At 38.0% G+C, this 22,635-nt stretch carries 16 protein-coding genes and 5 tRNA genes; 9 read left to right on the forward strand and 12 right to left on the reverse strand.

What is annotated here, in order from left to right:
* Positions 1-86: 86 nt before the first annotated feature.
* Positions 87-2,015: a prolyl oligopeptidase family serine peptidase gene (locus H4J50_RS13950; RefSeq protein ID WP_182257068.1), complete on the forward strand. Its 1,929-nt coding sequence runs from the start codon at positions 87-89 to the stop codon at positions 2,013-2,015.
* Positions 2,016-2,208: 193 nt separating this feature from the next.
* A complete protein-coding gene (locus H4J50_RS13955; RefSeq protein WP_182257069.1) occupies positions 2,209-2,685 on the forward strand; it encodes a DUF2947 family protein in 477 nt (158 codons plus the stop codon).
* Between the two features lie 170 nt (positions 2,686-2,855).
* Here H4J50_RS13955 and H4J50_RS13960 read toward each other — a convergent pair whose 3' ends face one another.
* The 5 genes from H4J50_RS13960 to H4J50_RS13980 all read right to left on the reverse strand — a co-directional run bounded on the left by H4J50_RS13960 (position 2,856) and on the right by H4J50_RS13980 (position 9,918).
* On the reverse strand, positions 2,856-4,193 hold the full coding sequence (locus H4J50_RS13960; RefSeq protein ID WP_182257079.1) for a Na+/H+ antiporter family protein: 1,338 nt from the start codon (positions 4,191-4,193) through the stop codon (positions 2,856-2,858).
* A 160-nt stretch (positions 4,194-4,353) separates the two neighbouring features.
* Positions 4,354-5,127, reverse strand: a complete 774-nt coding sequence (locus tag H4J50_RS13965) for a 2OG-Fe(II) oxygenase (protein ID WP_182257070.1) — start codon at positions 5,125-5,127, stop codon at positions 4,354-4,356.
* A 302-nt stretch (positions 5,128-5,429) separates the two neighbouring features.
* A complete protein-coding gene (locus H4J50_RS13970) occupies positions 5,430-6,464 on the reverse strand; it encodes an AI-2E family transporter (protein ID WP_108455506.1) in 1,035 nt (344 codons plus the stop codon).
* 95 nt (positions 6,465-6,559) lie between these two features.
* The gene (locus tag H4J50_RS13975; protein WP_259366254.1) at positions 6,560-9,142 is read right to left on the reverse strand and encodes an ABC transporter permease; all 2,583 of its coding nucleotides are present in this window, start codon (positions 9,140-9,142) and stop codon (positions 6,560-6,562) included.
* 2 nt (positions 9,143-9,144) lie between these two features.
* Positions 9,145-9,918 carry an ABC transporter ATP-binding protein gene (locus tag H4J50_RS13980; protein WP_182257071.1) on the reverse strand — a complete coding sequence of 258 codons (774 nt, stop codon included), beginning with the start codon at positions 9,916-9,918 and terminating at the stop codon, positions 9,145-9,147.
* On the opposite strand from H4J50_RS13980, the gene H4J50_RS13985 reads away from it, so the two are divergent.
* Positions 9,917-10,591 carry an arylesterase gene (locus tag H4J50_RS13985; RefSeq protein WP_182257072.1) on the forward strand — a complete coding sequence of 225 codons (675 nt, stop codon included), beginning with the start codon at positions 9,917-9,919 and terminating at the stop codon, positions 10,589-10,591. The genes H4J50_RS13980 and H4J50_RS13985 overlap by 2 nt on opposite strands.
* A 6-nt stretch (positions 10,592-10,597) precedes the next feature.
* Positions 10,598-12,166, forward strand: a complete 1,569-nt coding sequence (locus H4J50_RS13990; protein ID WP_108455503.1) for a cation:proton antiporter family protein — start codon at positions 10,598-10,600, stop codon at positions 12,164-12,166.
* 478 nt (positions 12,167-12,644) lie between these two features.
* On the opposite strand, the gene H4J50_RS13995 is transcribed toward H4J50_RS13990, so the two are convergent.
* From H4J50_RS13995 to H4J50_RS14015, 5 genes are all read right to left on the reverse strand, one after another.
* A tRNA-Glu gene (locus tag H4J50_RS13995) sits at positions 12,645-12,720 on the reverse strand.
* Positions 12,721-12,814: 94 nt separating this feature from the next.
* Positions 12,815-12,890 (reverse strand) — tRNA-Glu (locus H4J50_RS14000).
* Between the two features lie 136 nt (positions 12,891-13,026).
* Positions 13,027-13,102 (reverse strand) — tRNA-Glu (locus tag H4J50_RS14005).
* A gap of 145 nt (positions 13,103-13,247) precedes the next feature.
* Positions 13,248-13,323: transfer RNA gene (locus H4J50_RS14010), tRNA-Glu, on the reverse strand.
* A gap of 135 nt (positions 13,324-13,458) precedes the next feature.
* A tRNA-Ala gene (locus tag H4J50_RS14015) sits at positions 13,459-13,534 on the reverse strand.
* Positions 13,535-13,954: 420 nt separating this feature from the next.
* On the opposite strand from H4J50_RS14015, the gene yvcK reads away from it, so the two are divergent.
* Complete coding sequence (yvcK, locus tag H4J50_RS14020) at positions 13,955-14,884, forward strand: uridine diphosphate-N-acetylglucosamine-binding protein YvcK (protein ID WP_182257073.1); 930 nt, start codon at positions 13,955-13,957, stop codon at positions 14,882-14,884.
* A gap of 78 nt (positions 14,885-14,962) precedes the next feature.
* On the opposite strand, the gene dcd is transcribed toward yvcK, so the two are convergent.
* Together dcd and apbC are read right to left on the reverse strand one after the other, a co-directional pair.
* Positions 14,963-15,556, reverse strand: a complete 594-nt coding sequence (gene dcd, locus H4J50_RS14025; RefSeq protein WP_182257074.1) for a dCTP deaminase — start codon at positions 15,554-15,556, stop codon at positions 14,963-14,965.
* 126 nt (positions 15,557-15,682) lie between these two features.
* Positions 15,683-16,774 carry an iron-sulfur cluster carrier protein ApbC gene (gene apbC, locus H4J50_RS14030; RefSeq protein WP_108455501.1) on the reverse strand — a complete coding sequence of 364 codons (1,092 nt, stop codon included), beginning with the start codon at positions 16,772-16,774 and terminating at the stop codon, positions 15,683-15,685.
* Positions 16,775-16,894: 120 nt separating this feature from the next.
* On the opposite strand from apbC, the gene metG reads away from it, so the two are divergent.
* From metG to tsaA, 4 genes are all read left to right on the forward strand, one after another.
* The gene (metG, locus tag H4J50_RS14035) at positions 16,895-19,021 is read left to right on the forward strand and encodes a methionine--tRNA ligase (protein WP_182257075.1); all 2,127 of its coding nucleotides are present in this window, start codon (positions 16,895-16,897) and stop codon (positions 19,019-19,021) included.
* A gap of 174 nt (positions 19,022-19,195) precedes the next feature.
* A complete protein-coding gene (locus H4J50_RS14040) occupies positions 19,196-21,328 on the forward strand; it encodes a cation:dicarboxylate symporter family transporter (RefSeq protein WP_182257076.1) in 2,133 nt (710 codons plus the stop codon).
* A 56-nt stretch (positions 21,329-21,384) separates the two neighbouring features.
* The gene (gene rcsF / locus H4J50_RS14045; RefSeq protein WP_182257077.1) at positions 21,385-21,807 is read left to right on the forward strand and encodes an Rcs stress response system protein RcsF; all 423 of its coding nucleotides are present in this window, start codon (positions 21,385-21,387) and stop codon (positions 21,805-21,807) included.
* Complete coding sequence (gene tsaA / locus H4J50_RS14050) at positions 21,807-22,565, forward strand: tRNA (N6-threonylcarbamoyladenosine(37)-N6)-methyltransferase TrmO (RefSeq protein WP_182257078.1); 759 nt, start codon at positions 21,807-21,809, stop codon at positions 22,563-22,565. Before rcsF ends, tsaA begins: the two co-directional genes overlap by 1 nt.
* Positions 22,566-22,635: the final 70 nt, after the last annotated feature.

The following is a 22,635-nucleotide window of genomic DNA, read 5'->3' on the forward strand; positions in this document are numbered from 1 at the left end:
GCTCTAACGTATTAATTCACTTAAATATTGCTTATTAATTGTACTTATGTAATATATTTATAACTCTATTTAAAGGACTTTTGTTGATGCTTAGAAAGATTATTATTATCGTTTTCAGCTTTAGTATATGTACATTTTCTAACGCAAAAAATAATTTACCTACACTTGATATCTACGCCAACAATCCTGAAATAAGCTTAATGACGCTTTCTCCTGACGGTTCGAGAATAGCTTATCGAACATTTCAAAATGACCGTGAAGTGTTACTCGTTAAAGAAATTGCGACCGGAAAAACCTTAGGTGGCACAGCATTAAGTGGTATTGATGCAAAGTCAGCTTACTTTATCGATAACTTCAGAGTGATATTAAGAGCGTCAGAATACAAGAAACTTCAAGGGTATAAAGGCATGCATAATATAAGTAGCGCCTTTATTTACAACCTTAAAACAAAAGAAGTTAGACAACTGTTGATCCCAGGCTATGGTATTTATAAAGGTCAAACGAGTCTTGGCAGCATTGTAGGTTTATCGCCAGATAAAGAAACCGCTTATATGCCTGCTTATTATAGTAGTGATACTGGGTATAATGTTTATACTTTAATGAAGGTCAACCTTGAAAAGAAGAAGAAACCTAAACAAATATTTATTGGTACACACGACGCGGTAGATTTTTTTGTTGATGAAAACGGTAAGCCAATTGCCCGAGAAAGGTTTAATGACAAAAATAACACCCATAGAGTGCAAAGCTATATAGATGGCGATTGGGTCGACATTTTTTCTGAAACCACAGCTTATCGCTATCGTTCATTTTCGGGCTTAACGCCTGATAAAAAATCGCTGGTAATGACCACAACTGGCGAAAACGGGCGTCGACAATATTTCACCATGTCTTTAAAAGATGGAACAATATCTGAGCCTATTTTTAACCGAGACGACGCAGATGTAGAACAAGTGCTAACAGATATTCAGCGTGTTGTTTATGGTGTTAGATATTCAGGCTTTAAACCAAGCTATGCTTTTTTTGATGAGCAATTAACTCAAAATTTTAGAGTTATTCAATCAGCTATGCCTGAAAGTAGCTTTAGCTTGGTTGACCACACACCAAATTGGTCAAAAATGATTTTTAAATTAGAAGGTGGTGAGCAAGCAGGTGAGTACATAATGTTTGCTAATAATAGCTTCAGTTTTTTAGCAGCAAGTCGCCCGCAAGTTTCCGCTGACATCGTGAATCCTGTTTCTGAGTATAGTTATAAAGCCCGTGACGGTTTAAACATTCCAACATTGTTAACCTACCCCAAAGGCAAAGCTAAGCAAAAACTACCCGCGGTTGTTATGCCACATGGTGGTCCTGAATCTTATGACAGAATACAATTTGATTGGCTTGCGCAATACTTAGCTAGCCGAGGTGTTTTAGTTATTCAACCTCAGTTTAGAGGCTCAAAAGGATTTGGTATTGATCATTTAGCCAAAGGTCGAGGCGAGTGGGGTAAAAAGATTCAAAACGATATAACAGATGCCGTAACAACGCTTAGTAAAGCAAATATCATTGATCCCAAACGCGTATGTATTTTTGGCTGGAGCTACGGTGGATATGCCGCCTTAGCCGGCGCAACCTTTACGCCTGACTTATATCAATGTGCTATTTCAATCAACGGCATCAGTGATGTAGAAACAATGTTAGACTTTGAAAAACGTGAACATGGCAAACACAGTGAGACATACAGTTACTGGCAAGAAGTGATCAATAAAAATGGTAAAGATGCTGATTTTATTAAAAATATTTCACCAATAAATTATGTTGATAACGTCCAAATTCCAATTCTTCTGATTCATGGTCAACGAGACAAAGTGGTTGATTTTGAACAATCTGATGACTTTTATGACGCCTTAGAAGATGCAGATAAAGATGTAAAATTAATAGAGTTGAAAGGTGAAGGTCATTATTTATTGAAAAATGAATCAAGAATAAAAGCCTTAACGGCGATTGATACATTTTTAAATAAACACCTGTTATAAATATAGATGTATTTACAGATACATCTAAAACGTTAATAAACAGCTGCTAATTTGTACAGATATAGTGCTATAAAATTTATAAAGGCAGATATTTTATCTGCCTTTTTCACTTTATAACCTGCAATTTCAACCGAATTAATGAGATACTAGCTGCCCTTGTTATACTAAAACTAAAGCCATCAATATAACCTTTATGAATTACACCTCAATTGAAGAATTAAAAAATGCTTGGATTTTTAAGCATGCTAGCCTACCAATTAGCGATAGCGACAAAAGCAAAATAAAGCCTATGGTCAGTAATCGTGCCAAAGTACTTTGGGATGGAGCTATTAGTAAACAAGTTGATCATCCTGACTTTTTCAAAAAAGGTGATTGGCCTGAAAATGCTTCATCGTGGTTGGATAATGGTAAATGGGAAACGGTTTGGGAAAGTGAAGAGAGTTTATTACCTGAGATAATTTTAACGCATCTAAAGTGGGATAATAATACTGTGGTGTATTATTGCAGCTCGCGAGACAATGTTATTGAAACCACATGGGCAGTATTTCAACGCTGTTGGAAAAACTTTTTGTTTATGGATGATGGTGCTATTTTAATTGGCAAAAAACGAAATGAAGCGGTGCAGTTTTTATCAACTGGTTATTTTAAGATTGGTCAAAAGCCAAGTTAACTTAACTTAACTTAACTTAAGCCAAAACTCTTCAAGTTGCTTTATAGCGCCTCACATTTAAAGCCCTGCTTATCTTCTCCCTGTGAATTATTTTTTTATTCTAGCAGGGAGAAAAATAACGTTAAAAAAAGCTTAAAATAAATTTAAAACTCTGTTCAAATCATTATTTCTTATAAAACCATCGCCGCTATCCAACCAAAAGCTATTAACGGTAAGTTATAGTGAATAAACGTAGGCACTACGCTATCCCAAATATGGTCATGTTGTCCGTCTATATTTAAACCTGCTGTTGGTCCTAATGTTGAGTCAGAGGCTGGTGAACCTGCATCACCAAGGGCTGCCGCGGTACCAACCAAGGCAACAATAGCCAAAGGTGAAAAGTTTAATTGCAAAGCAAGCGGAACATAAATAGCAGCGATAATTGGGATGGTAGAGAATGAAGAACCAATACCAATGGTGATAAAAAGCCCGACCAATAACATTAAAATAGCAGCTATTGCTTTACTGTCACCCATAATATCAGCCGATGCGGCAACCAATGAGTTAATATCGCCTGTTGAGCGCAATACCTCTGCAAAACCACCCGCAGCTATCATAATAAAGCCAATCATTGCCATCATACGCATGCCTTGAGTAAAAACATCGTCTGAATCTTGCCACTTTAATGAACCTGACAGTAAGAACACTAGAAAACCTGCCACACCACCATAAATCATCGAATGTGTCAGAATTTGAATAGTAAAGGCTAAGACAATAGCGAATACAGCTATGGCAACTGTTCTGCCGCAATAAGGTGTTTCATGCCCCTCTTCAATGCCCTCAACTTTTTCCAACTTTTCAAGGTCATATTCACGTTTGTTACGATAACTATAAAAAACCGCAATCAGTAAACCCACTAACATCCCAGATGCAGGTATCAACATAGCTACAGCGGCATTAATTCCGTCAGTTTGCATGCCGCTTTGTTGAATATTGGCCAGTAAAATATCATTCAAAAAAATAGCACCAAAACCAACGGGGAAAAACATATAAGGGCTAACTAAACCAAAAGTTAAAATACAAGCGATCAATCTGCGGTCAATGCCCATTTTAGTCATCATAAACAACAATGGAGGTACAATAATAGGAATAAAAGCAATATGAATTGGGATAATATTTTGTGATGAGAATGCGGCTAACATTAAAAAACTTAACACCAAATATTTAATTTTTCGGGTTTGGTTTTCAGTGGAAACGCCATTAAGCTTTTTAGAAATTTTACTGGCAAACATCGCCGGTAAACCTGACTTAGATATAGTGGCAGCAAAAGCCCCAAGTAAAGCATAACTTAATGCGGTTCTCCCCCCGGAGCCAATACCTGTGTTAAAAGCTTCTATGGTTTCGGTGATATTAAGACCACCTACAACCCCAGCAAAAATTGCAGACAGCAACAGCGACACCACAACATTTAACCTGAGTAAACTTAAGCTTAACATCAACAAAATAGAGACCAGTACAGCATTAACCATAGCAGAGCCTGAATGCATTGATTCATAAATCATATATGCCGTAGCTATTGATAATATCGAGATAACAACTTTAATCTCTGAACCCATATAATTAGGGCTTTGACGCTTAATTTTTTCCATAGTAATACCTTTAGCTAACGGCCAAGTGACATTTTAATTATTATTTACCGTAAAAGGTTTTACGTGCTGATGCAGACAATGCAACACCAGGTTTATTGTTATAAGCAAGCACGACCATCATTCGGGTAATATCACCTATGGTTGGTGTGACTCGGTGAATAGCATTGCGGCCTCTAAATAATACTAAGGCGCCTGGTTCAATTGCTAGCATATCGGGTTTAATCTCGCCGGCAAGCACTTTCTCGGCCTCAGAAAAGTTCATTTCACCTTTGTCTGCATCTCTAACATCCCTCACATACTGGAATTCCCCACCCGCCTCAGGTTTTTGTATCATTAAGGTAGTCGCAAAAGAAGAGTTATCAAAATGCCAACCTAGCTCTTGGCCTTCGCTAGCATAATGAAGATTAATTGAAGAGCAATCATCATCATAAGCATAAAGCGCTTGTTCGTTTAAGACTTCTTTTAAAAATGAGCGAAAAGTGTCACTGTCATATAGCGTTCTAAGTACAGACTCTTCAGATATTTGATCATCAGTAATGCAACCTTTACTCGATATTACTCGCTTATTTCTAATATGATCTTCAGAGTAACTTGGGTCAGTATCACTAATATAAATGTTATGCTGTTGATTAGTAAAAAAAGCCAGATGTTTCTTAGCAGCACCTTCAAGCCTAATTTGCTCTAATGCTTGGTCAGTAATAAAATTATTAATAACAATGGCACCATCGCGCTCAAGCGTTGCTTTACATTGCTGTATGTAAGTTGGGTCAGTGATCTGATTCGACATAAGGTTTATAACGTTTTCAAACTTCATTACATTCTCCAAATAAGCGGCTTAAACTCAACACTGAATAGGCTACTGTTTTTGCATACAACTTAAATTGCTTGTTACACCATTATCTGGACTTATTGGTTAAGCACAATACTAGATTATTGTAATTCACTTTTACTGCTCAGTAATAATAGGCGACTAACGAGGTTTATTTAAAAACAGTAATTACATAATATAGAGTCAGCTTTTATTGCTATATTTTATCGTCAAAAAAAGGGAATTTAATTCCCTTTTTTAATGTTTAACTATCGCCGGCTATCATGCATTTTCTTCATTAGTCCGGGCTAATCTGCACTTTCACTGGATAGTAATACCGCAAACCAACTCCCTTCTGAAGAGTTTTCTAACGCTATTTTTATGATCATGGTTAAAGGAACTGATAACAACATACCAACGGTGCCCAGTAACCAACCCCAAAAAATTAAAGAAATAAACACAACCAAAGTAGATAAGCCAAGTCCTCGGCCTAAATATCGCGGCTCAACCACGTTGCCCATAACGGTATTTATGGTTAAGTAACCTAAACCGATAAAACCTGCAGCCGCTGGCCCTAGTTGTAATACAGCCAACGACATCGCTGGTACGGCTGCGATAATTGAACCAATATTTGGAATGTAGTTAAGTAAAAATGCTAACACGCCCCACAGTAAGAAAAAGTCTAAACCAAATGCCCATAACATAATTGAAACGGTTACACCGGTGGCAATACTCACTAAAGTTTTAATCGCTAAGTAGTTATTTACTGACGCCAAAAACTGATCGATTTGTTTTAAACGGGCTTGTGGATCATCAAGTGCTAAATGTAATTTATGTGGTATTGATGATGCCTCAAACAACATAAAAATTACCGTGATAATAATCAAAAACAAATTCGCCATAACACCGCCCAAACCACTGAGCATTTTTGCAGCTAATCCCATGGCGGCAGCTGGGTCGAAGTATTCAATTAATAACTCTGACGATATTATAATGTTGTAATTGTTTAGCTGTTGCGTAAGCCAAATAAACTGCTCTTGCAGTTGCTCACGATATACCGGAATAAGTTGTGATAACTCGTTTAATGAATTACCGACAAGACCGGCAAGTGAAAGCGCAATAGAGACAAAAATGCCTATGACAAAAATAACCGCTACCGGTTTGGGTATTTTATAACGCGCAGCCATGACCACGAGAGGGTTACAAATAATAGCGATAAATGCCGATAATAAAAATGGCACTAATAAAGTCGCCGCCGTTTTTACCCCCGCAAGCACCACAAACAACGCAGCAGTAACCAGTAAAAATTTCACTGCGCCTTCAGACTTTCCTTGTAAACCCATTTTTTTAACCCATAACTATAAGTACTTAAAACTATACGCGATTTTATACCGAACTCGCTAGTATTAAAGGCAATATAGTTTTATAAAGTGAAAAATTACATCGTGCGTCGAATTAACGTAACGCTCGATAATTTAAGCAAGCGCCAACAACTAAGCATACCAATAGTACCAACAAAAAAAGCGCCAGCGCCAATACCCACTAACCAGTATTGAAAATGAAAACTACCCGTCATGTTAAATACTTGGCTTTGCAAAATATAAACCGCTATTTCCATACCAATACTTGCCATTAAACCTGCAATTGCGCCTAATGCGACAAATTCATACAAAACACTATTACGCAATAAACTGCCTTTAGCGCCAAGGGTTCTTAATATTGCTAGTTCGCGTTCACGTTCTTCCATACTGGCTTGCACTTGTGCAATTAACACTAAGCTACCGGCCAAAACGACTAGAATTAATATCAGTTGGATAGCGACAGTGACTTGCTCAATAATACTATTGAGTTGCGCCATAATAGCGGCAAAATCCATCACAGTAATCGTTGGAAAGTTTGCCAAAAAGCGATACACAAGATCACGGTCTTTATCTAAAATTGACCAAGCAGAAATTGATGTTGTTGGAAAATTCTCGAGCACACTTTCATTAAACACCATGATGAAATTTAACTGACGGCTTTGCCAATTTACCTTACGAATACTGGTTACTGGCACCGTAAATTCATCAGAGCCTAGGGTAAAGGTTAATTCATCACCTAAGTTAATTTCTAAGCGTTCGGCTATATTACTTTCAACGGAGACTTGGGGCTTTTCATCACCTACTTGCCACCATTGACCCGAAATAATGTCATTTTCCTCGGGTATTTCATCGCGCCAAGTTAAACCAAGCTCACGCCCCATGCCTTGTCTACTTTCTTGCTGCTTCGGTTTATCAGATTTTTGTTTCTTATCGCTAACCGCTTTTTCATTATTTAGCGCTTGTCTTTCTTCTTTATCTTCATCAACAGTTTTTATACCGTTAATCGCTGACAAACGTCCGCGGTAAACGTGGTAGAACCCTTGGTTAGCGATATTGTTATCTTCAACAAAGGCTTTTAAAGGATCTATTTGATTTTGCGTAATATTGATTAAATAATGATTCGGCGTATCTTCAGGAAATTGCTGTTCCCATTCTGATAATATTGAGCTTTTCATTACCGTTATCAATAACAACAGCTTTATAGCGATAGTAAAACTGACTAGCTGTACACTATTTTCGCTGGCTCGACGCTTTAAGTTTGCTAATGCTAAATGCCAAGACTTTCCAGCTTTAGTGCCAACACTGCGCCCTGCACTCATTAATCCACGGCCAAATAACAATAGAATGAACGAGACAACAACACCGCCTAATAACAAGGCAGCACTCATCACTATATCTTGGCTGAAAATAAACAGTAATATAAATAAGGCTAATAAAGGTGGTAACTGATGCCAGCCAAAACGTGCAACTTTGTCTTGGCTAAAACCACGAATAACATTTAATGGAGAGCTTTTTACTAGGCTCATAATCGGATGAATAGCAAACGCAATAGCACACAATAATCCGGTAAATATCGCGGTTAAAAAGGGTTCAAAGGTTACCGGTGAATCTGCTAACGATAAATAGCTAGCAATGGCATTAACGCCAAGCAACATCAAACCATAGCCAACCAATAAACCTGTTGCGATACTTAAACAACTGAGTAAGGTCCAGTGCAAACAATAGAGCTTTCTGACATGAGAAATTGACGCACCCAAGGCTTTAAAAATTGAAACGGTTGACTGATGGCGCTGTCCATAACGACGACTAGCCACCGCAACAGCGACCGCGGCTAATACAATGCCTAACATGCTTGCCAGTGAAAGAAACTTCTCTGCGGTGTCTAGTATTCTTGATAAACGATTTTGTGCCGCCTTAGCGTCATACCAACGTTGAGATTCATTAATTTGTGGCTTTATCCATGCTTCAAATGTTTCAATAGCATCGGTTTCACCCGCAAATAAATATTTATATGTTATACGACTTCCTGGCTGAATTAACTCAGTTTTTGGCATGTCGGCAATATTTAAGATTACCGTTGGACCTGCAATAAATGCACGATATGAACGATCGGGTATGTCAGTAACGATACCGGCAATGATCAGTGGCGCAACACCTATTTCAATGACGTCGCCAATGTTTACATCCAAACGACTTAATACACTTGGCTCAACCCAAACGCTACCGGGTTCAGGAGCATTTACAATCTTACTTTCAGTTTGTGTTAGCGAAGTTTTAATACGTAATTCGCCGCGTAATGGATAACTATCAGATACCGCATCAAGCTCGCTCAGTAACATATTGTCGCCAGCAAATGCCATTGACTCAGTTTCAATTTTTCGAGCAGATTTTAAGGCAAGTGATTGGCTTTTCTCTATAATACTCAGATCAACTTCTGACGACATACGCAGAACACGATCGGCGCCTATGGTGTTGGTACTATTTGAGACAATGGCGTGTTTAATTTGGCCAGAAAAACCGGTGAGTGAAAATACAGTAGCAACGGCAAGCACAATAGCGAGAAATATAATCGTTAACTCACCACGGCGTAGCTCATGATGCAACAAGCGTAACGATTGAGAGAACCACATGGTTGAGGCTGTAGATTTATCACTACTCATGACTAACCTTCTTGCGAAACTGAAATTTTCGTTTCAATCTCGATTTCATTTATATTGTTGCTGATCGTTTGGCTTTTGTCTGAAGCTTCAAATGTTGGTTCAGTTAAAACACCACTGTCCATTTCAACTTGTCGCTGACATCTTGCTGCTAACTTAGCATCATGAGTTACCAGTACTAATGTCGTACCTTCTTTAGCGTTGAGATCAAAGATTAAATCAGTAATATGTTGCCCTGTTTTACTGTCAAGATTGCCCGTAGGTTCATCCGCAAATAAAATATCAGGCTTAGCAATAAAAGCGCGAGCAATGGCAACGCGCTGTTGTTCACCACCAGAAAGCTGAGATGGGTAATGATCAAGCCTGTCTGCCAAGCCTACTTGTGCAAGTAAAGCTTCACCCCGTGCTTGGGCATCAGGCATGTTAGCCAGTTCAGCAGGTAACATGACATTTTCCAATGCCGTTAAACTATTAATTAATAAAAACTGTTGAAAAATAAAGCCAACATGTTGCGCTCTCACTTGGCTACGCTGTTCTTCATTAAACTGGTGTAATGGCTGGTTTTTAAGATACACTTGTCCGGTACTTGGTAAATCTAACCCAGCTAAAATTGATAATAATGTCGTTTTACCTGAACCAGATGAGCCAACAATGGCAATTGATTCGCCCGCCGCTACGGTTAAATTGAGCGGTTGAAGCAAAACTAAGGTTTTATCTTCAACTTGTACTGATTTAGTTAGGTCTTTAACGCTTAGAATACTCTCGGAATTTACATGCATGAAAAATTATCCACTTTATATATTATTTATTAGCTTATTTTTTATCACTACAACGAACGTGACTGCACAAGACAAACAGACCAATACGGTTGATAACAGCATTAGTATCACACCAGTCAGCAATATTTTACTCTTAGGTGATAGTATCAGCGCTAGTTATGGGATGAAACCCACACAAGGCTGGGTACATTTACTCAATAACAAACTTAATGAGCAAAGCCAACCTTACACAATAATAAATGCCAGTGTTAGTGGTGAAACGACGAGTGGCGGATTATCTCGGCTAGCAGGCATTTTATCGAATACAAAAGTTGACCATTTACTGATTGAACTGGGCGGAAACGATGGTTTAAGAGGCTATTCGCCCAAGCTAATAAAAAATAATTTGTTACAAATGGTTAAAATTGCACAAGATAAAAATATAAAAGTCTCAATGATCAAGATTAAAATCACGCCTAATTACGGCCCAAGATACAATAAAATGTTCGAGCAAGTTTTTGAAGATGTAGCAAAAAAAAGCAATATAACTTTGTTACCTTTTTTCATGGAAGCTGTTGCCACCGACAAATCGCTTATGCAAGCTGACGGAATTCATCCAAACGCAGAGGCTCAACCCATTATCGCAGACTATGTTGAGTTACAACTTAACAACTTAATGACTACGGAGCCGTAATTAACCATGGAATTTATTTGGATTGGTTTTGCCTTTATTTGTGGGTTATTAACAAAATTGGTGGCTTTACCGCCGTCAATTGGTTATTTGGCCGCAGGGTTCATTTTACTATTTCTCGGTTACGAAGCAGATAGCATGATCCATGTTTTGGCTGACATTGGTATCACCTTGATGCTTTTTACCATTGGGTTAAAACTGAATGTAAAAGATTTACTCAAAGCTGAAGTTTGGTTGGGTAGCTTAAGCCACAGTGTTATATGGTTACTTTTTGGCCTTGTTATCTTCAAAGGCATCGCATTAATTACTATTCCATTTGTCAGTGATTTAAGCATCACCACATCAGCATTAATCGTATTTGCGCTAAGTTTTAGTAGTACAGTTTGTGTTGTAAAGTTGATGGAAGAGCACGGCGAAATGAGAACACGCCATGGTAAACTAGCCATTGGCATATTGGTTATGCAAGACGTTATCGCCGTTATATTTTTAGTCATAGCTACCGGTAAAGTACCTACCCCTTGGGCTGGCTTACTGTTACTTTTTATTCCTTTAAAGCCTATGATTAGTAAAGCTATTAATAAAGCAGGTCACGGTGAGTTAATTCCATTAATGGGGTTTTTTATTGCCTTTGGCGCATACGAGTTATTCGAACTAGTGCATATTAAAGGTGATTTAGGTGCACTTTTAGCTGGTATGTACTTAGCCTCTCATAGCAAAGCGAGTGAAATAACAAAATCTTTATTGAGCTTTAAAGACTTATTTTTGATTGGATTTTTCTTATCCATTGGCTTTACCGCCCTACCCACTTTAGAGATGCTAGTTATAGCCTCAGTACTTACTTTGTTACTGCCGCTTAAGTTCATGTTGTTTTTCTTTATCTTAGTTAAGCTTAAACTTCGTGGAAGAACCGCATTTTTATCCGCCTTAGCCTTAAGTAACTTTAGTGAGTTTGGGTTAATTATTGCTGCATTAAGCACGAAAGAAGGATGGCTATCTTCTGAGTGGTTGGTCATATTATCATTAGCGGTTGCCCTATCATTTATCATCACGAATGTGCTTTATAACTTTGCCCATGACTACTTTGCAAATCATAAAGAAAAATTTAAACGTTTTGAAAGTCAAAATCGTTTAACAGAAGACAGTTTTGTTCAGCCTTGTGATGCGCCTATTGTTGTAATTGGTATGGGTCGTGTTGGTATCGGTGCTTATAATGCATTGAATGCTCAGGTGGGAGAACAAGTTTGGGGTTTAGACACTGATAAAGCCAAAGTAGAATGGTTAAATGAACAAGGTATTCAAACCTACTTTGGTGATGCTGAAGATGCTGACTTTTGGGAAAGTATAGATCTTAGCAAAATCGAACTCACGCTATTAGCCTTGCCGTCAGTACTCGACATGAAAAATATAACGAGACAAATAAGGCGTACTAATTACCAAGGTAAAATAGCCGCTATTGCTCGTTATGATGATGAACATGTAACGTTAGAAAGCTTCGGTGTAGATAAAGTGTTTAACTTCTATAACGAAGCCGGTGTGGGTTTTGCTGAAGAAAGCATGAGCTTATTGAAGAAGGTATAAACATTCAATATCTGCGGTAATTGCGGGGAATACATATAATTGGGCAGTATAACTGCTTGCGGTTAATCTCAATTACATTGGTTATTCCCTGCCATTTTCTTCAACTTCCCTTGTGAATAATATTCTTATTTTGGACAAGGAAGAAAGCGCGAGTAAGCAGACATATGTAGTAATTTACAGCTTGTTTTAATAACGAGTCGAGTAAGTGTTCACTTAACTTAACTTAACTTAACTTAACTTAAACCAAGTTGATTAAATAACGATGATTTATTAACCATAAACAATGACAAGATCAACGATTAACCTTCCTCATAAAACTCTTCATGTACTTAGCACTTAGCACTTAGCACTTAAATCTTAGTCCCAGCATCTGTAAGTTCAATGTTCAATAAATTTTAGGCATAAAAAAACCGACATAAGTCGGTTTTTTTATTTCACTTTTAAGCACTGCTTAAATTACTAAAAGTAAAATAATAAGTGGCATCCCTAAGGGGATTCGAACCCCTGTTACCGCCGTGAAAGGGCGGTGTCCTAGGCCTCTAGACGATAGGGACACTAAAACAATATGAATATAGTTAATTAACTACTTCATGTTTTGTATCTAATTGCTAAATATTATAAATAACATTTATCAATCTAAGTTAATGGTGGCATCCCTAAGGGGATTCGAACCCCTGTTACCGCCGTGAAAGGGCGGTGTCCTAGGCCTCTAGACGATAGGGACACATTAATACCAATAGAAAACTGAACACATTGTTATTGTAAAAAGCTCTAGCCTAGTGAACTTATAATAACATTGTATATTCTATAGTATGTGTCAAAAAACACTTACCAATAAACTTATCTAACTAAAAAACGAGTGGCATCCCTAAGGGGATTCGAACCCCTGTTACCGCCGTGAAAGGGCGGTGTCCTAGGCCTCTAGACGATAGGGACACATTATAAACTCAAAATACTTAGCATAATAAAATCGTAAAAAGCTCTAGCCTAGTGAACTTATGATTTACATTATATATTTCTTGTTTGTGTCATAAAACACGAACTCATTTTCATTTTACTTCCGAAGAAGCTTCCGAAGAAGTGGCATCCCTAAGGGGATTCGAACCCCTGTTACCGCCGTGAAAGGGCGGTGTCCTAGGCCTCTAGACGATAGGGACACTAAAACGATAAACATCACTATAAAGTGTTGTTTTAGCTACCCGATTTACCGTGCTAAATTAGCTTGGTTTATCCAGTTGCTATTATCTTTTTAACTATCTTTCACTCATGATATCAACACGAGTGAATAATATTGGTGGAGCTATGCGGGATCGAACCGCAGACCTCTTCACTGCCAGCGAAGCGCTCTCCCAGCTGAGCTATAGCCCCACATAGAAATAAAATAAGTGGCCTAATACTTACCTTAATCCTCTCCCAACAAATAATCGAGTTACTCGTTGAAAGCGAGGCGCATTCTAAGCAGCGACCAAGATACTGTCAACCCTTATTTTAGATATTAGGCCATTTTTTTGAAAGATTTTAGTTAACTGATTACTTATAGTACAAGTTGTTTAAATTTTATCTTATTACCGTAAATGTTCAGTTAAAAACGTATGGTCAATCACAGTTAAAACAATCAGGAATAATACGGATTAAAATTACCGTTTCATTATTGCCTATACCTTAGTCTAAGATTATGTAGTTATTGTTGTTTAATCCGCTTACGTCACCATAAACTGTAGACAGTTACTTTATTTATTAATAATAAAACGGTATGGTTGAGATTCAATTGAAAAAATTAATAGTTATATGCAGCTAAAAGAGCTCAATGTTGTTGCCATTGGTGGTGGTCACGGTCTAGGACGTGTACTTTCTACCCTCTCCTTTTTAGGCAACCAACTTACTGGTATTGTTACCACAACAGATAATGGTGGTTCTACGGGGCGTTTAAGAAAACGAAGTAGTTCAATTGCTTGGGGTGACTTACGAAATTGCCTTACACAGCTAGTTGATGATAAATCAGTCGGTAGTCAACTATTCGACTTTCGCTTCGATGGCGAAGATGAGCTTGGTGGTCATAACCTTGGTAATTTGATTTTATACGGACTCGGAGAAATACATTCTCGCCCGCTTGATTCAATAAAACTTGTTCGTCGCTTATTACGAGTTAAAACGCCAGTATTACCTATGTCTGAAACGCCAACCGATTTAATGGCTTTTTACCCTGAAGGCCTGTGCCGTGTTGGTGAGATATCTGTTGATAAAATGTCGATGATGCCAAAAAGCTTAATGTTAGCGCCTTTGGTCAAAACATTACCAAGTTGCGTAGAGGCCATTTTAAAAGCCGATTTAATTATTTTAGGTCCTGGTAGCTTCTTAACAAGTGTTGTTCCTCCTTTGCTTGTGCGTGATATTAGCAATGCGTTGAACCAAACTAACGCTCATCGTGTGTTTATTGATAATATAGTGGCTGAAGATAGCCCCGCGGCTGCATTAACGTTGGATGAAAAGTTAGCTTGGATTGAAGAAAACGTAGGATGCTTGCCAATTGATAGCGCAATTTGCCATGACTCAAACGTTACTTCTTCGCGTATCGATATTTGTCATCATGAATTACACAGTGATACCGTTAAGCATTACCACAGTCGTGATAAATTAATTGCCGCTTTAAATATTTGCATTTCAAAAGCGAGTAACCACATTAAAATAGCCCAATCAGCGGCCGTTCATGCTGACTAAGTTTTACTTTAGCATGAACTAAAAACCAAAAAGCCAACGATTATATCGTTGGCTTTTTGTTAATATCACTTTTATTTGCTAATCGTGATTTTCATCTTGGCTTATGCGACTCGCAACTGCGCCCATTTGGCCTTTATACTTAGCGTCTTCACGCTTATTGTAAGGACGTGCTGCACTTGACGACATAGTTTCAAAGTTTAGCGCAGCAATTTTCATTTTTGGACGTAATGCCAATGGTAATTTGCCGCTATTATAAAACTCTAAAACTATTTGACCTGACCAACCAGGGTCAATTCTATGTGCGGTAACGTGCACCATTAAACCTAAACGCGCTAACGAAGAACGACCATCTAACCAACCCACGATATTATCAGGTAAGGTAACTGACTCATACGTTACCGCTAGTGCTAATTCACCTGGGTGAAGAAAAAAAGCTTCACCGTCAGGTATATAAATTTCATCACTCATGACAGAGTTCATGGCTTTTTGCATTTCGACTTTAGGGCCGCTTAAGTCGATATAAGGTGCGGTATGATCTTGAAATACACGAAACTCATTACCTAAGCGAATATCAACACTTACCCCTGATATCATACTGCTGTCAGGCTCGGGTGAAATTGCTATCTGCCCTTTGCGAAGGCATTCTTCTATATCTATGTCACTTAATCTCATGATTATTCTTCTTAGGCTCAGTTGTTATTGCACTTAAACTCATGGCTGTAATAATTGTCACTGTATTGACCAAAAACTTTAGGGTGTTTTTCGCCTTAACTTTATAATGGCACTAAACTATTTTAGTTATTTAAGCACCAATTCAGCCGTTGTAGGGCTGCGCATATCTAGCTGGTAATATAATTGTGCTGCTACATTACGCGCTATAGTACGATACAGCAGCGCAACTTCTCCAGTGCTATTTTCATTAATTGCTAAACTTCCGCTATCTGCATCTTCTCGAATACGAATATCCAAGGGTAATTGTCCAAGTAATTGGGTATTTGCGTCTTTAGCGATTCGTGTACCACCGCCTTCGCCAAACAAATGTGAATGATGTCCACAATTTTCACACTGGTGATAACTCATATTTTCAATAATACCCAGTACTGGCAGTTTAACTTGCTCAAACATAGCCATGCCTTTAATGGCATCGATTAAGGCAATATCTTGTGGTGTGGTGATCACTACTGCGCCAGCAACGGGGACTTGCTGAGCTAAAGTTAACTGAATGTCGCCCGTACCTGGTGGCATATCAATAATTAAGTAATCTAATTCTGGCCAGTCAGTTTCATTGAGTAATTGTGAAAATGCTCGACTTGCCATAGGTCCACGCCAAACGGTTGCATCAGCATCATCAACTAAAAAGCCAATCGACATGGCACTTAAACCATTTGCTTCAAGTGGCGTGATCAATTTGCCATCATTGGAGCTTGGTTTTGCACCTTTTAAACCCAGCATAGTAGGTACTGACGGGCCATAAATATCAGCATCTAGTATGCCAACATTACAACCTTCGGCAATTAAGCCGTAGGCTAGATTAACTGCTGTAGTAGATTTACCTACGCCACCTTTACCTGAAGCCACTGCAATAATATTTTTTATGCCCTTAATATTATGCTGCCTTACGGCTTTTATATTATATTCAACTTCAAAATTTACTGGCTGTTGCATTACTTCTGATAACTGCTCAGCAATATCATGCAAATGCCCGTCACAGGGAAACGGAAGTACCATTTTTATCTGTATTATTTTTTTTGCCATGCGCATCGTTAACGATTGTGCAATAACTTGTATCCCTTGAGGGAATATATCGGAGCGATAAGCATCTAAAAAAGCATTAATTGCTTTTTGACTATCGGCACTGACTTCATTTTTAGAAAAGAAATTTGATAACATGATTTAAACGCGCTTTTATCTCGGCTTTATTGACATAAAGACGATAATTCTTAATGAAAAGTAACAACAAATTCTGTACCATTCCCTACATAATTACCACCAATAATATGTAAACTTTATATGTCTTTATCAAAGTCTTCTGTGCAATCTGCAGATAAGCGTAAAATTTTAGTTACTTGTGCCCTTCCTTATGCCAACGGTTCTATTCATTTAGGCCATTTATTAGAGCATATTCAAACTGATATTTGGGTTCGTTTCCAACGTATGCGTGGTCATGAAACTTATTTTGTTTGTGCTGACGATGCCCACGGCACACCTATCATGCTTAAAGCACAAGAGCTTGGCATAACACCAGAAGAAATGATCAAAGGTGTGCGTGAAGAGCGTATTAAAGAGTTTAGTGACTTTCACATTAGCTTTGATAATTACCACACAACGCATAGCGATGAGAACAAAGAGTACTCTGAAAGAATTTACAACAGTTTGTATGCGAAAGGTCATATTAAAACCCGCACTATTTCTCAGTTATATGACCCTGAAAAAGGCATGTTCTTAGCTGACCGATTTGTAAAAGGTACTTGTCCGAAGTGTAAAAGTGAAGACGAAAATGGTGATAGCTGTGACAACTGTGGTGCAACTTATTCACCAACAGAAGTACTTAATCCACGTTCAGCAATTTCAGGTGCTACACCCGTATTAAAAGATTCTGAGCATTACTTCTTTGACTTACCTGCTTTTGAATCTATGTTAGCAGACTGGATACGCAGTGGCACATTGCAAGAAGAAGTTGCGAATAAACTTACTGAATGGTTCGAACAAGGTTTAAAACAGTGGGATATTAGCCGTGACGCACCTTATTTTGGTTTTGAAATACCGAATGCGCCAGGTAAATTTTTCTATGTTTGGCTAGATGCGCCGATTGGCTACATGGGCAGTTTTAAAAACCTATGTGATAGAGACTCAAGTATCGATTTTGACAGCTTCTGGAATAAAAATTCAGACGCTGAGTTATATCACTTTATCGGTAAGGACATAATTAACTTTCACAGCCTATTTTGGCCAGCCATGTTAGAAGGCGCTGGTTTCCGCAAACCTACGGCTGTTTTCGCTCATGGCTTTGTTACCGTGAACGGTGAAAAAATGTCTAAATCTAAAGGGACATTTGTGAAAGCAAGTACCTATTTAGCACATTTAAACCCAGAATATTTACGTTACTACTACGCCACTAAATTAACCCACAAAATTGATGATTTAGATTTAAATCTTGAAGATTTCGTACAGCGTGTTAATTCTGATTTAGTCGGTAAAGTGGTTAATATCGCTTCTCGTTGTGCAAGTTTTATCACTAAACGCTTTGATGGCATGTTATCAACAAATGTTGACAACCAAGCCCTAGCGGATGAAGTGATGGCTGCAGGCGATAGCATTGCTGCACATTACGAAGCACGTGATTTCGGTCGCGGTATGCGCGAAATAATGGCACTTGCTGATAAAGTAAATGAATACATCGCGATTAAAGAACCATGGCAGTTAGTTAAAGACGAAACCAAACAACAAGAAGTACAAGATATCTGTTCATTGGGTATCAATATGTTCCGTACCTTAATGATTTACTTAAAACCGGTACTACCCGTTTTAGCTGACAGCACCGCTGAATTTTTAAATGACGAATTAGTATGGGAAGGTCACAAAACCTTACTAACCGATCATAAAATCAATAAATTTAAAGCATTATTGCAACGTGTTGATATGGATAAAGTCAATGCGATGACTGACGCTTCAAAAGAGAATTTATTGGTAAAAGCAGATGACGAAAAGCCAGCTAAAGCAAAAAAGAAAGCTAAGCCTGAAAAAGTAATTGATAACTCAGAAGCACTGGCCGATCCATTAGCTGCCGATCCTATTTCAGAAGAAATACAATTTGATGACTTTGCTAAAATAGATTTGCGCATTGTGAGAATTGTTAACGCTGAACATGTAGAAAAAGCAGATAAATTACTACGATTAACTTTAGCGTTAGATGACAAAGAAAATGGTGAAACGCGCCAAGTATTTGCCGGAATAAAATCTGCGTATCAACCTGAAGATTTAATTGGTAAGCACACGGTAATGGTGGCGAATTTAGCCCCTAGAAAAATGCGCTTTGGTATGTCAGAAGGTATGGTTTTAGCCGCAGGTCCTGGCGGTAAAGACTTGTGGATACTTAATCCAGACGATGGCGCACAAGCAGGTATGCGTGTTAAATAAGTATTTATGTAAAGTAACGTACTAAAGACTCAAGTTAAGGCAAACCTTCATCATTATTAGGGTTTGCCTTTTTAATATTACATGTCGTAACTCATTAACTTGCTTTACTTTTATTAACTCGCTTTATTATTGTATGTGAAATAATAAAGCATCAAAATAATTACTTTATTCACTATGACAAAATTTAAGTTCAGCAATATCCCAACATCTACCCGAATAATTGTCGCGATGACCATGGGGTTAATCATCGGCAGTTTCAGCGTAACCTTATATTCTACGGTTAATCATCTTGCTGATGCCTTTGTTATGTTATTGCAAATGACCGCCCTACCTTATATTTCACTTTCTTTGATGGTAGGTATTGGCGGATTGTCTGCCAGTAAAGCTAAATCTGCACTTAAAAGCACTATAATATTAGTTATATTGCTGATCGCCTTAATGTTGTGTTTTATCTTAATGGCACCGTTATCATTTCCCAGTTGGCAAACGGCAGAGTTTTATAGCGCTAATACCGTTAAAGTCAGCCAAGAATTTAACATCGTTGAATTATTTATACCGTCGAACCCCTTTAATGCTTTTGCAAATGCGGTGATCCCTTCCGTAGTATTTTTTAGTGTTTTTATTGGTGTTGGGTTAATACCCATTAAAAATAAACGTCAGACATTAGCTGTGTTGGGTAACTTAAAGCAATCGGTTAGTAACATAAGTCATCTAGTCATGCGCTTTGCCCCCATAGGTGTGTTTTGTATCGGTTGGCGAGCAGCAGCAACGCTTGACGCTTCTCAACTTGATGGCTTAATGATTTATGTCGCTAGTGCATTAGTATTAACAGCTTTACTGACTTTTCTTGTTTTTCCTGCGCTTTTAGCAACCATTACACCATTTGGTTACCGTGCAATTATAAAAGCTTCAAGAGAAGCTATGATCACAGCCTTCGCTACAGGCAGCTTTTTTGTTGTCATTCCAATCATTGTGGAAAAAACAAAACAGCTAATTACTACACAATACCCAGATACTGACAATGTTGATAAAGTGTCAGATGTTATCGTACCTATAAGTTACAGTTTGCCTGTTGGTGGTAAGCTATTATCTCTGCTTTTTGTTTTGTTTGCTGCCTGGTTCTCTGGTGCTTATATAAGCTTTGAAGATTACGTACAACTGGTTGTGATGGGCATTCCGCAATTATTTGGTACTAGTACCTTAGCTATGCAAAATCTGTTAGAGATATTTAACGTTTCACATAGCATGTTTGACTTTTTTCTAGTGTCAGAAAACTTAGTAGTCGGTCGTTTATCTGCCTTACTTTCAGTTACTTTTGCCAGTTGTTTACCTATTCTTGTTGCAACCAGCATGGCTAAAGCTTTCACCCTTAAGAAAAAATCGCTGATTAAATACTTAATTATTATTCCTGCTATTTCTGTGCTTTCCTTTATTAGTTTAAAGTATGCCTTTAGCTCTATCAGCTACCAGTATGAGGGCTACGTTAAATTTATAGAACGTGACTTTTTAATGGAAAGTGTAAAAAGTACGCATGTTGATAATGCACAAAATAATAGTGCCAACCTTCAGCCAAATGTTGGTGTGCTAAGCCGTATAAAGCAGCGAGGTTTTATACGCGTAGGTTATTATCGCGACGATTTACCTTACTCTTTTCACAATAATAAAGGTAAATTGGTCGGTTTTGATATTGAGATCATGAATCAATTAGCTTTAGATCTTAATGTTGACATCGAATTCGTTAAAGTATTTCGCAACCAAGCACAAACGCTTCTCACATCGGGCTATTTAGACATCACAACAGGTGTCCCAGTTATTCCTGACAATATGTTCAAATACACACTAACCATGCCTTATAGCTCACAAAGCTTGGCAATTATTGTAAAAGATAAAAGGCGTGAAGAGTTCACCAACTGGGACAATATATTACAACGAGATGATCTGATTTTAGGTATTCCTGAAAGCTTTTACTATGAAAAAGCCATTGCTCGTACCTTTACTCATGGCAAAGCTTGGGAAATATCAACCCCTAGATTATTCTTTAAACCTGAATTTTCACATATTGACGCCATGTTGTTTGGCGCAGCAGCTTCATCAGCATGGACATTGCTAAATCCAAGTTACACCGTTGTAGTGCCAAAACCTGAATTAGCGCCATTGTTTATGGCCTTCCCTATTAATAAAAATGATCACAGTTTTGAACTATTTATGCGTAATTGGATCACAATGAAACAACAGAGTAAAACACTGGATAAACTATTCGATTATTGGATAAAGGGTAATAGTAACCTAGCTGATAAAAAGCAATAAACTGCGTTAACTAAAGTTGTACTAAAAACAAACTAATCATAAATTTAAAGGCAAAAATGAAAAACTCTACTGTGGTATTTTTATCAACTAAGCGCAATGTAGCAATATGCTTTCTTGCAGCCTTATTCGTCACTGGCTGCGCAAAAATAAATGATATTTCGACAAACTTAGATGCCGAAAATTTCAAAGAATATTTTTCACCAACTAAAGTTAAAATTGTCGACAGTGAAAAAGACCTTGTCGGTAAATATAAACTTCTAGGTTTGGTTGAAGGCGAGTCTTGCCAAGAAAAAGCGCACCATGCTGCGCCAAATGAAATTGATGCTCGCACCGAAGCTAGAGGCAAAGCCTACAAGCTAGGCGCCAATGCCATTATTTTTAGCCAATGTGTCATGATAGATGATGATAAAGCCGCAAAATATTGTCTAGCATCGACCGTTTGTTACGGTCGAGCTTATCAGGTTGAACAAATAAAATAATGACAGAAAGTGTTAACTTCAATGTTATTGGTACTATTGACTCGCCTTATAAAGAGAAATTTGCCATTCCTAGGCAACCGGGTATTGTTACGGCGGCACAAGGACAACTGCGCCTCACAGGCTTAGCCAATAACGACGAGTTAGTTCGAGGCTTAGAGCAGTTTAGCCATATTTGGTTGTTGTTTGTTTTTCATGGTACGCAATCGCAAGGCTGGAAACCTCTCGTTCGACCGCCACGTTTAGGTGGTAATAAAAAGCTTGGGGTATTTGCTACGCGTTCAACGTTTAGGCCTAATCCTATCGGTATGTCGGTGGTAAAATTAGACCGAATTGAGCAATGCTCTGCAGGGCAAAACAACGTAGGTCAAAAAACTTCACAGGTTATTTTGCATATCAGTGAATTAGATTTACTTGATGGCACACCGATTATCGATATTAAGCCTTATGTTCCCTATGCCGATATTATTGAAAATGCACATGGAGGTTATGCTCAAAATCAACCGAGCAATAATATAACAATCATATTTTCTCAAGCAGCATTGCAAACTTTAGCTGACAATATAACCCTTTATCCATCTCTGCAAAGCCTGATAGAACAAGTGCTAAAGCAAGATCCCCGCCCTGCCTATAAACAGAATAAAACTGACGATAAAATTTACGGTATGAGCCTGTATCACTTTAATATTAAATGGCAGATGAGTGATCTATCAACATTACAAGTCATGACAATCGAAGCAACCACAAACCACACGGTTTAATACCTAAATTTCGATGAACTGTCCGATTATCGCGACTATCCATCAAGTAACTATTTATACTAAAGATAAC

The sequence above is a fragment of the Colwellia sp. 6M3 genome (assembly GCF_014077595.1).
Taxonomy (GTDB): domain Bacteria; phylum Pseudomonadota; class Gammaproteobacteria; order Enterobacterales; family Alteromonadaceae; genus Cognaticolwellia.

What these genes read in the sequence shown, in the direction of transcription:
- H4J50_RS13950 (WP_182257068.1), top strand. Translation starts at nt 87, where the DNA reads ATGCTTAGAAAGATTATTATTATCGTTTTCAGCTTTAGTATATGTACA.
- H4J50_RS13955 (WP_182257069.1), top strand. Translation starts at nt 2,209, where the DNA reads ATGAATTACACCTCAATTGAAGAATTAAAAAATGCTTGGATTTTTAAG.
- H4J50_RS13960 (WP_182257079.1), bottom strand. Translation starts at nt 4,193, where the DNA reads ATGGTTAATGCTGTACTGGTCTCTATTTTGTTGATGTTAAGCTTAAGT.
- H4J50_RS13965 (WP_182257070.1), bottom strand. Translation starts at nt 5,127, where the DNA reads ATGAAGTTTGAAAACGTTATAAACCTTATGTCGAATCAGATCACTGAC.
- H4J50_RS13970 (WP_108455506.1), bottom strand. Translation starts at nt 6,464, where the DNA reads ATGGGTTTACAAGGAAAGTCTGAAGGCGCAGTGAAATTTTTACTGGTT.
- H4J50_RS13975 (WP_259366254.1), bottom strand. Translation starts at nt 9,142, where the DNA reads ATGAGTAGTGATAAATCTACAGCCTCAACCATGTGGTTCTCTCAATCG.
- H4J50_RS13985 (WP_182257072.1), top strand. Translation starts at nt 9,917, where the DNA reads ATGAAAAATTATCCACTTTATATATTATTTATTAGCTTATTTTTTATC.
- H4J50_RS13980 (WP_182257071.1), bottom strand. Translation starts at nt 9,918, where the DNA reads ATGCATGTAAATTCCGAGAGTATTCTAAGCGTTAAAGACCTAACTAAA.
- H4J50_RS13990 (WP_108455503.1), top strand. Translation starts at nt 10,598, where the DNA reads ATGGAATTTATTTGGATTGGTTTTGCCTTTATTTGTGGGTTATTAACA.
- yvcK (WP_182257073.1), top strand. Translation starts at nt 13,955, where the DNA reads ATGCAGCTAAAAGAGCTCAATGTTGTTGCCATTGGTGGTGGTCACGGT.
- dcd (WP_182257074.1), bottom strand. Translation starts at nt 15,556, where the DNA reads ATGAGATTAAGTGACATAGATATAGAAGAATGCCTTCGCAAAGGGCAG.
- apbC (WP_108455501.1), bottom strand. Translation starts at nt 16,774, where the DNA reads ATGTTATCAAATTTCTTTTCTAAAAATGAAGTCAGTGCCGATAGTCAA.
- metG (WP_182257075.1), top strand. Translation starts at nt 16,895, where the DNA reads ATGTCTTTATCAAAGTCTTCTGTGCAATCTGCAGATAAGCGTAAAATT.
- H4J50_RS14040 (WP_182257076.1), top strand. Translation starts at nt 19,196, where the DNA reads ATGACAAAATTTAAGTTCAGCAATATCCCAACATCTACCCGAATAATT.
- rcsF (WP_182257077.1), top strand. Translation starts at nt 21,385, where the DNA reads ATGAAAAACTCTACTGTGGTATTTTTATCAACTAAGCGCAATGTAGCA.
- tsaA (WP_182257078.1), top strand. Translation starts at nt 21,807, where the DNA reads ATGACAGAAAGTGTTAACTTCAATGTTATTGGTACTATTGACTCGCCT.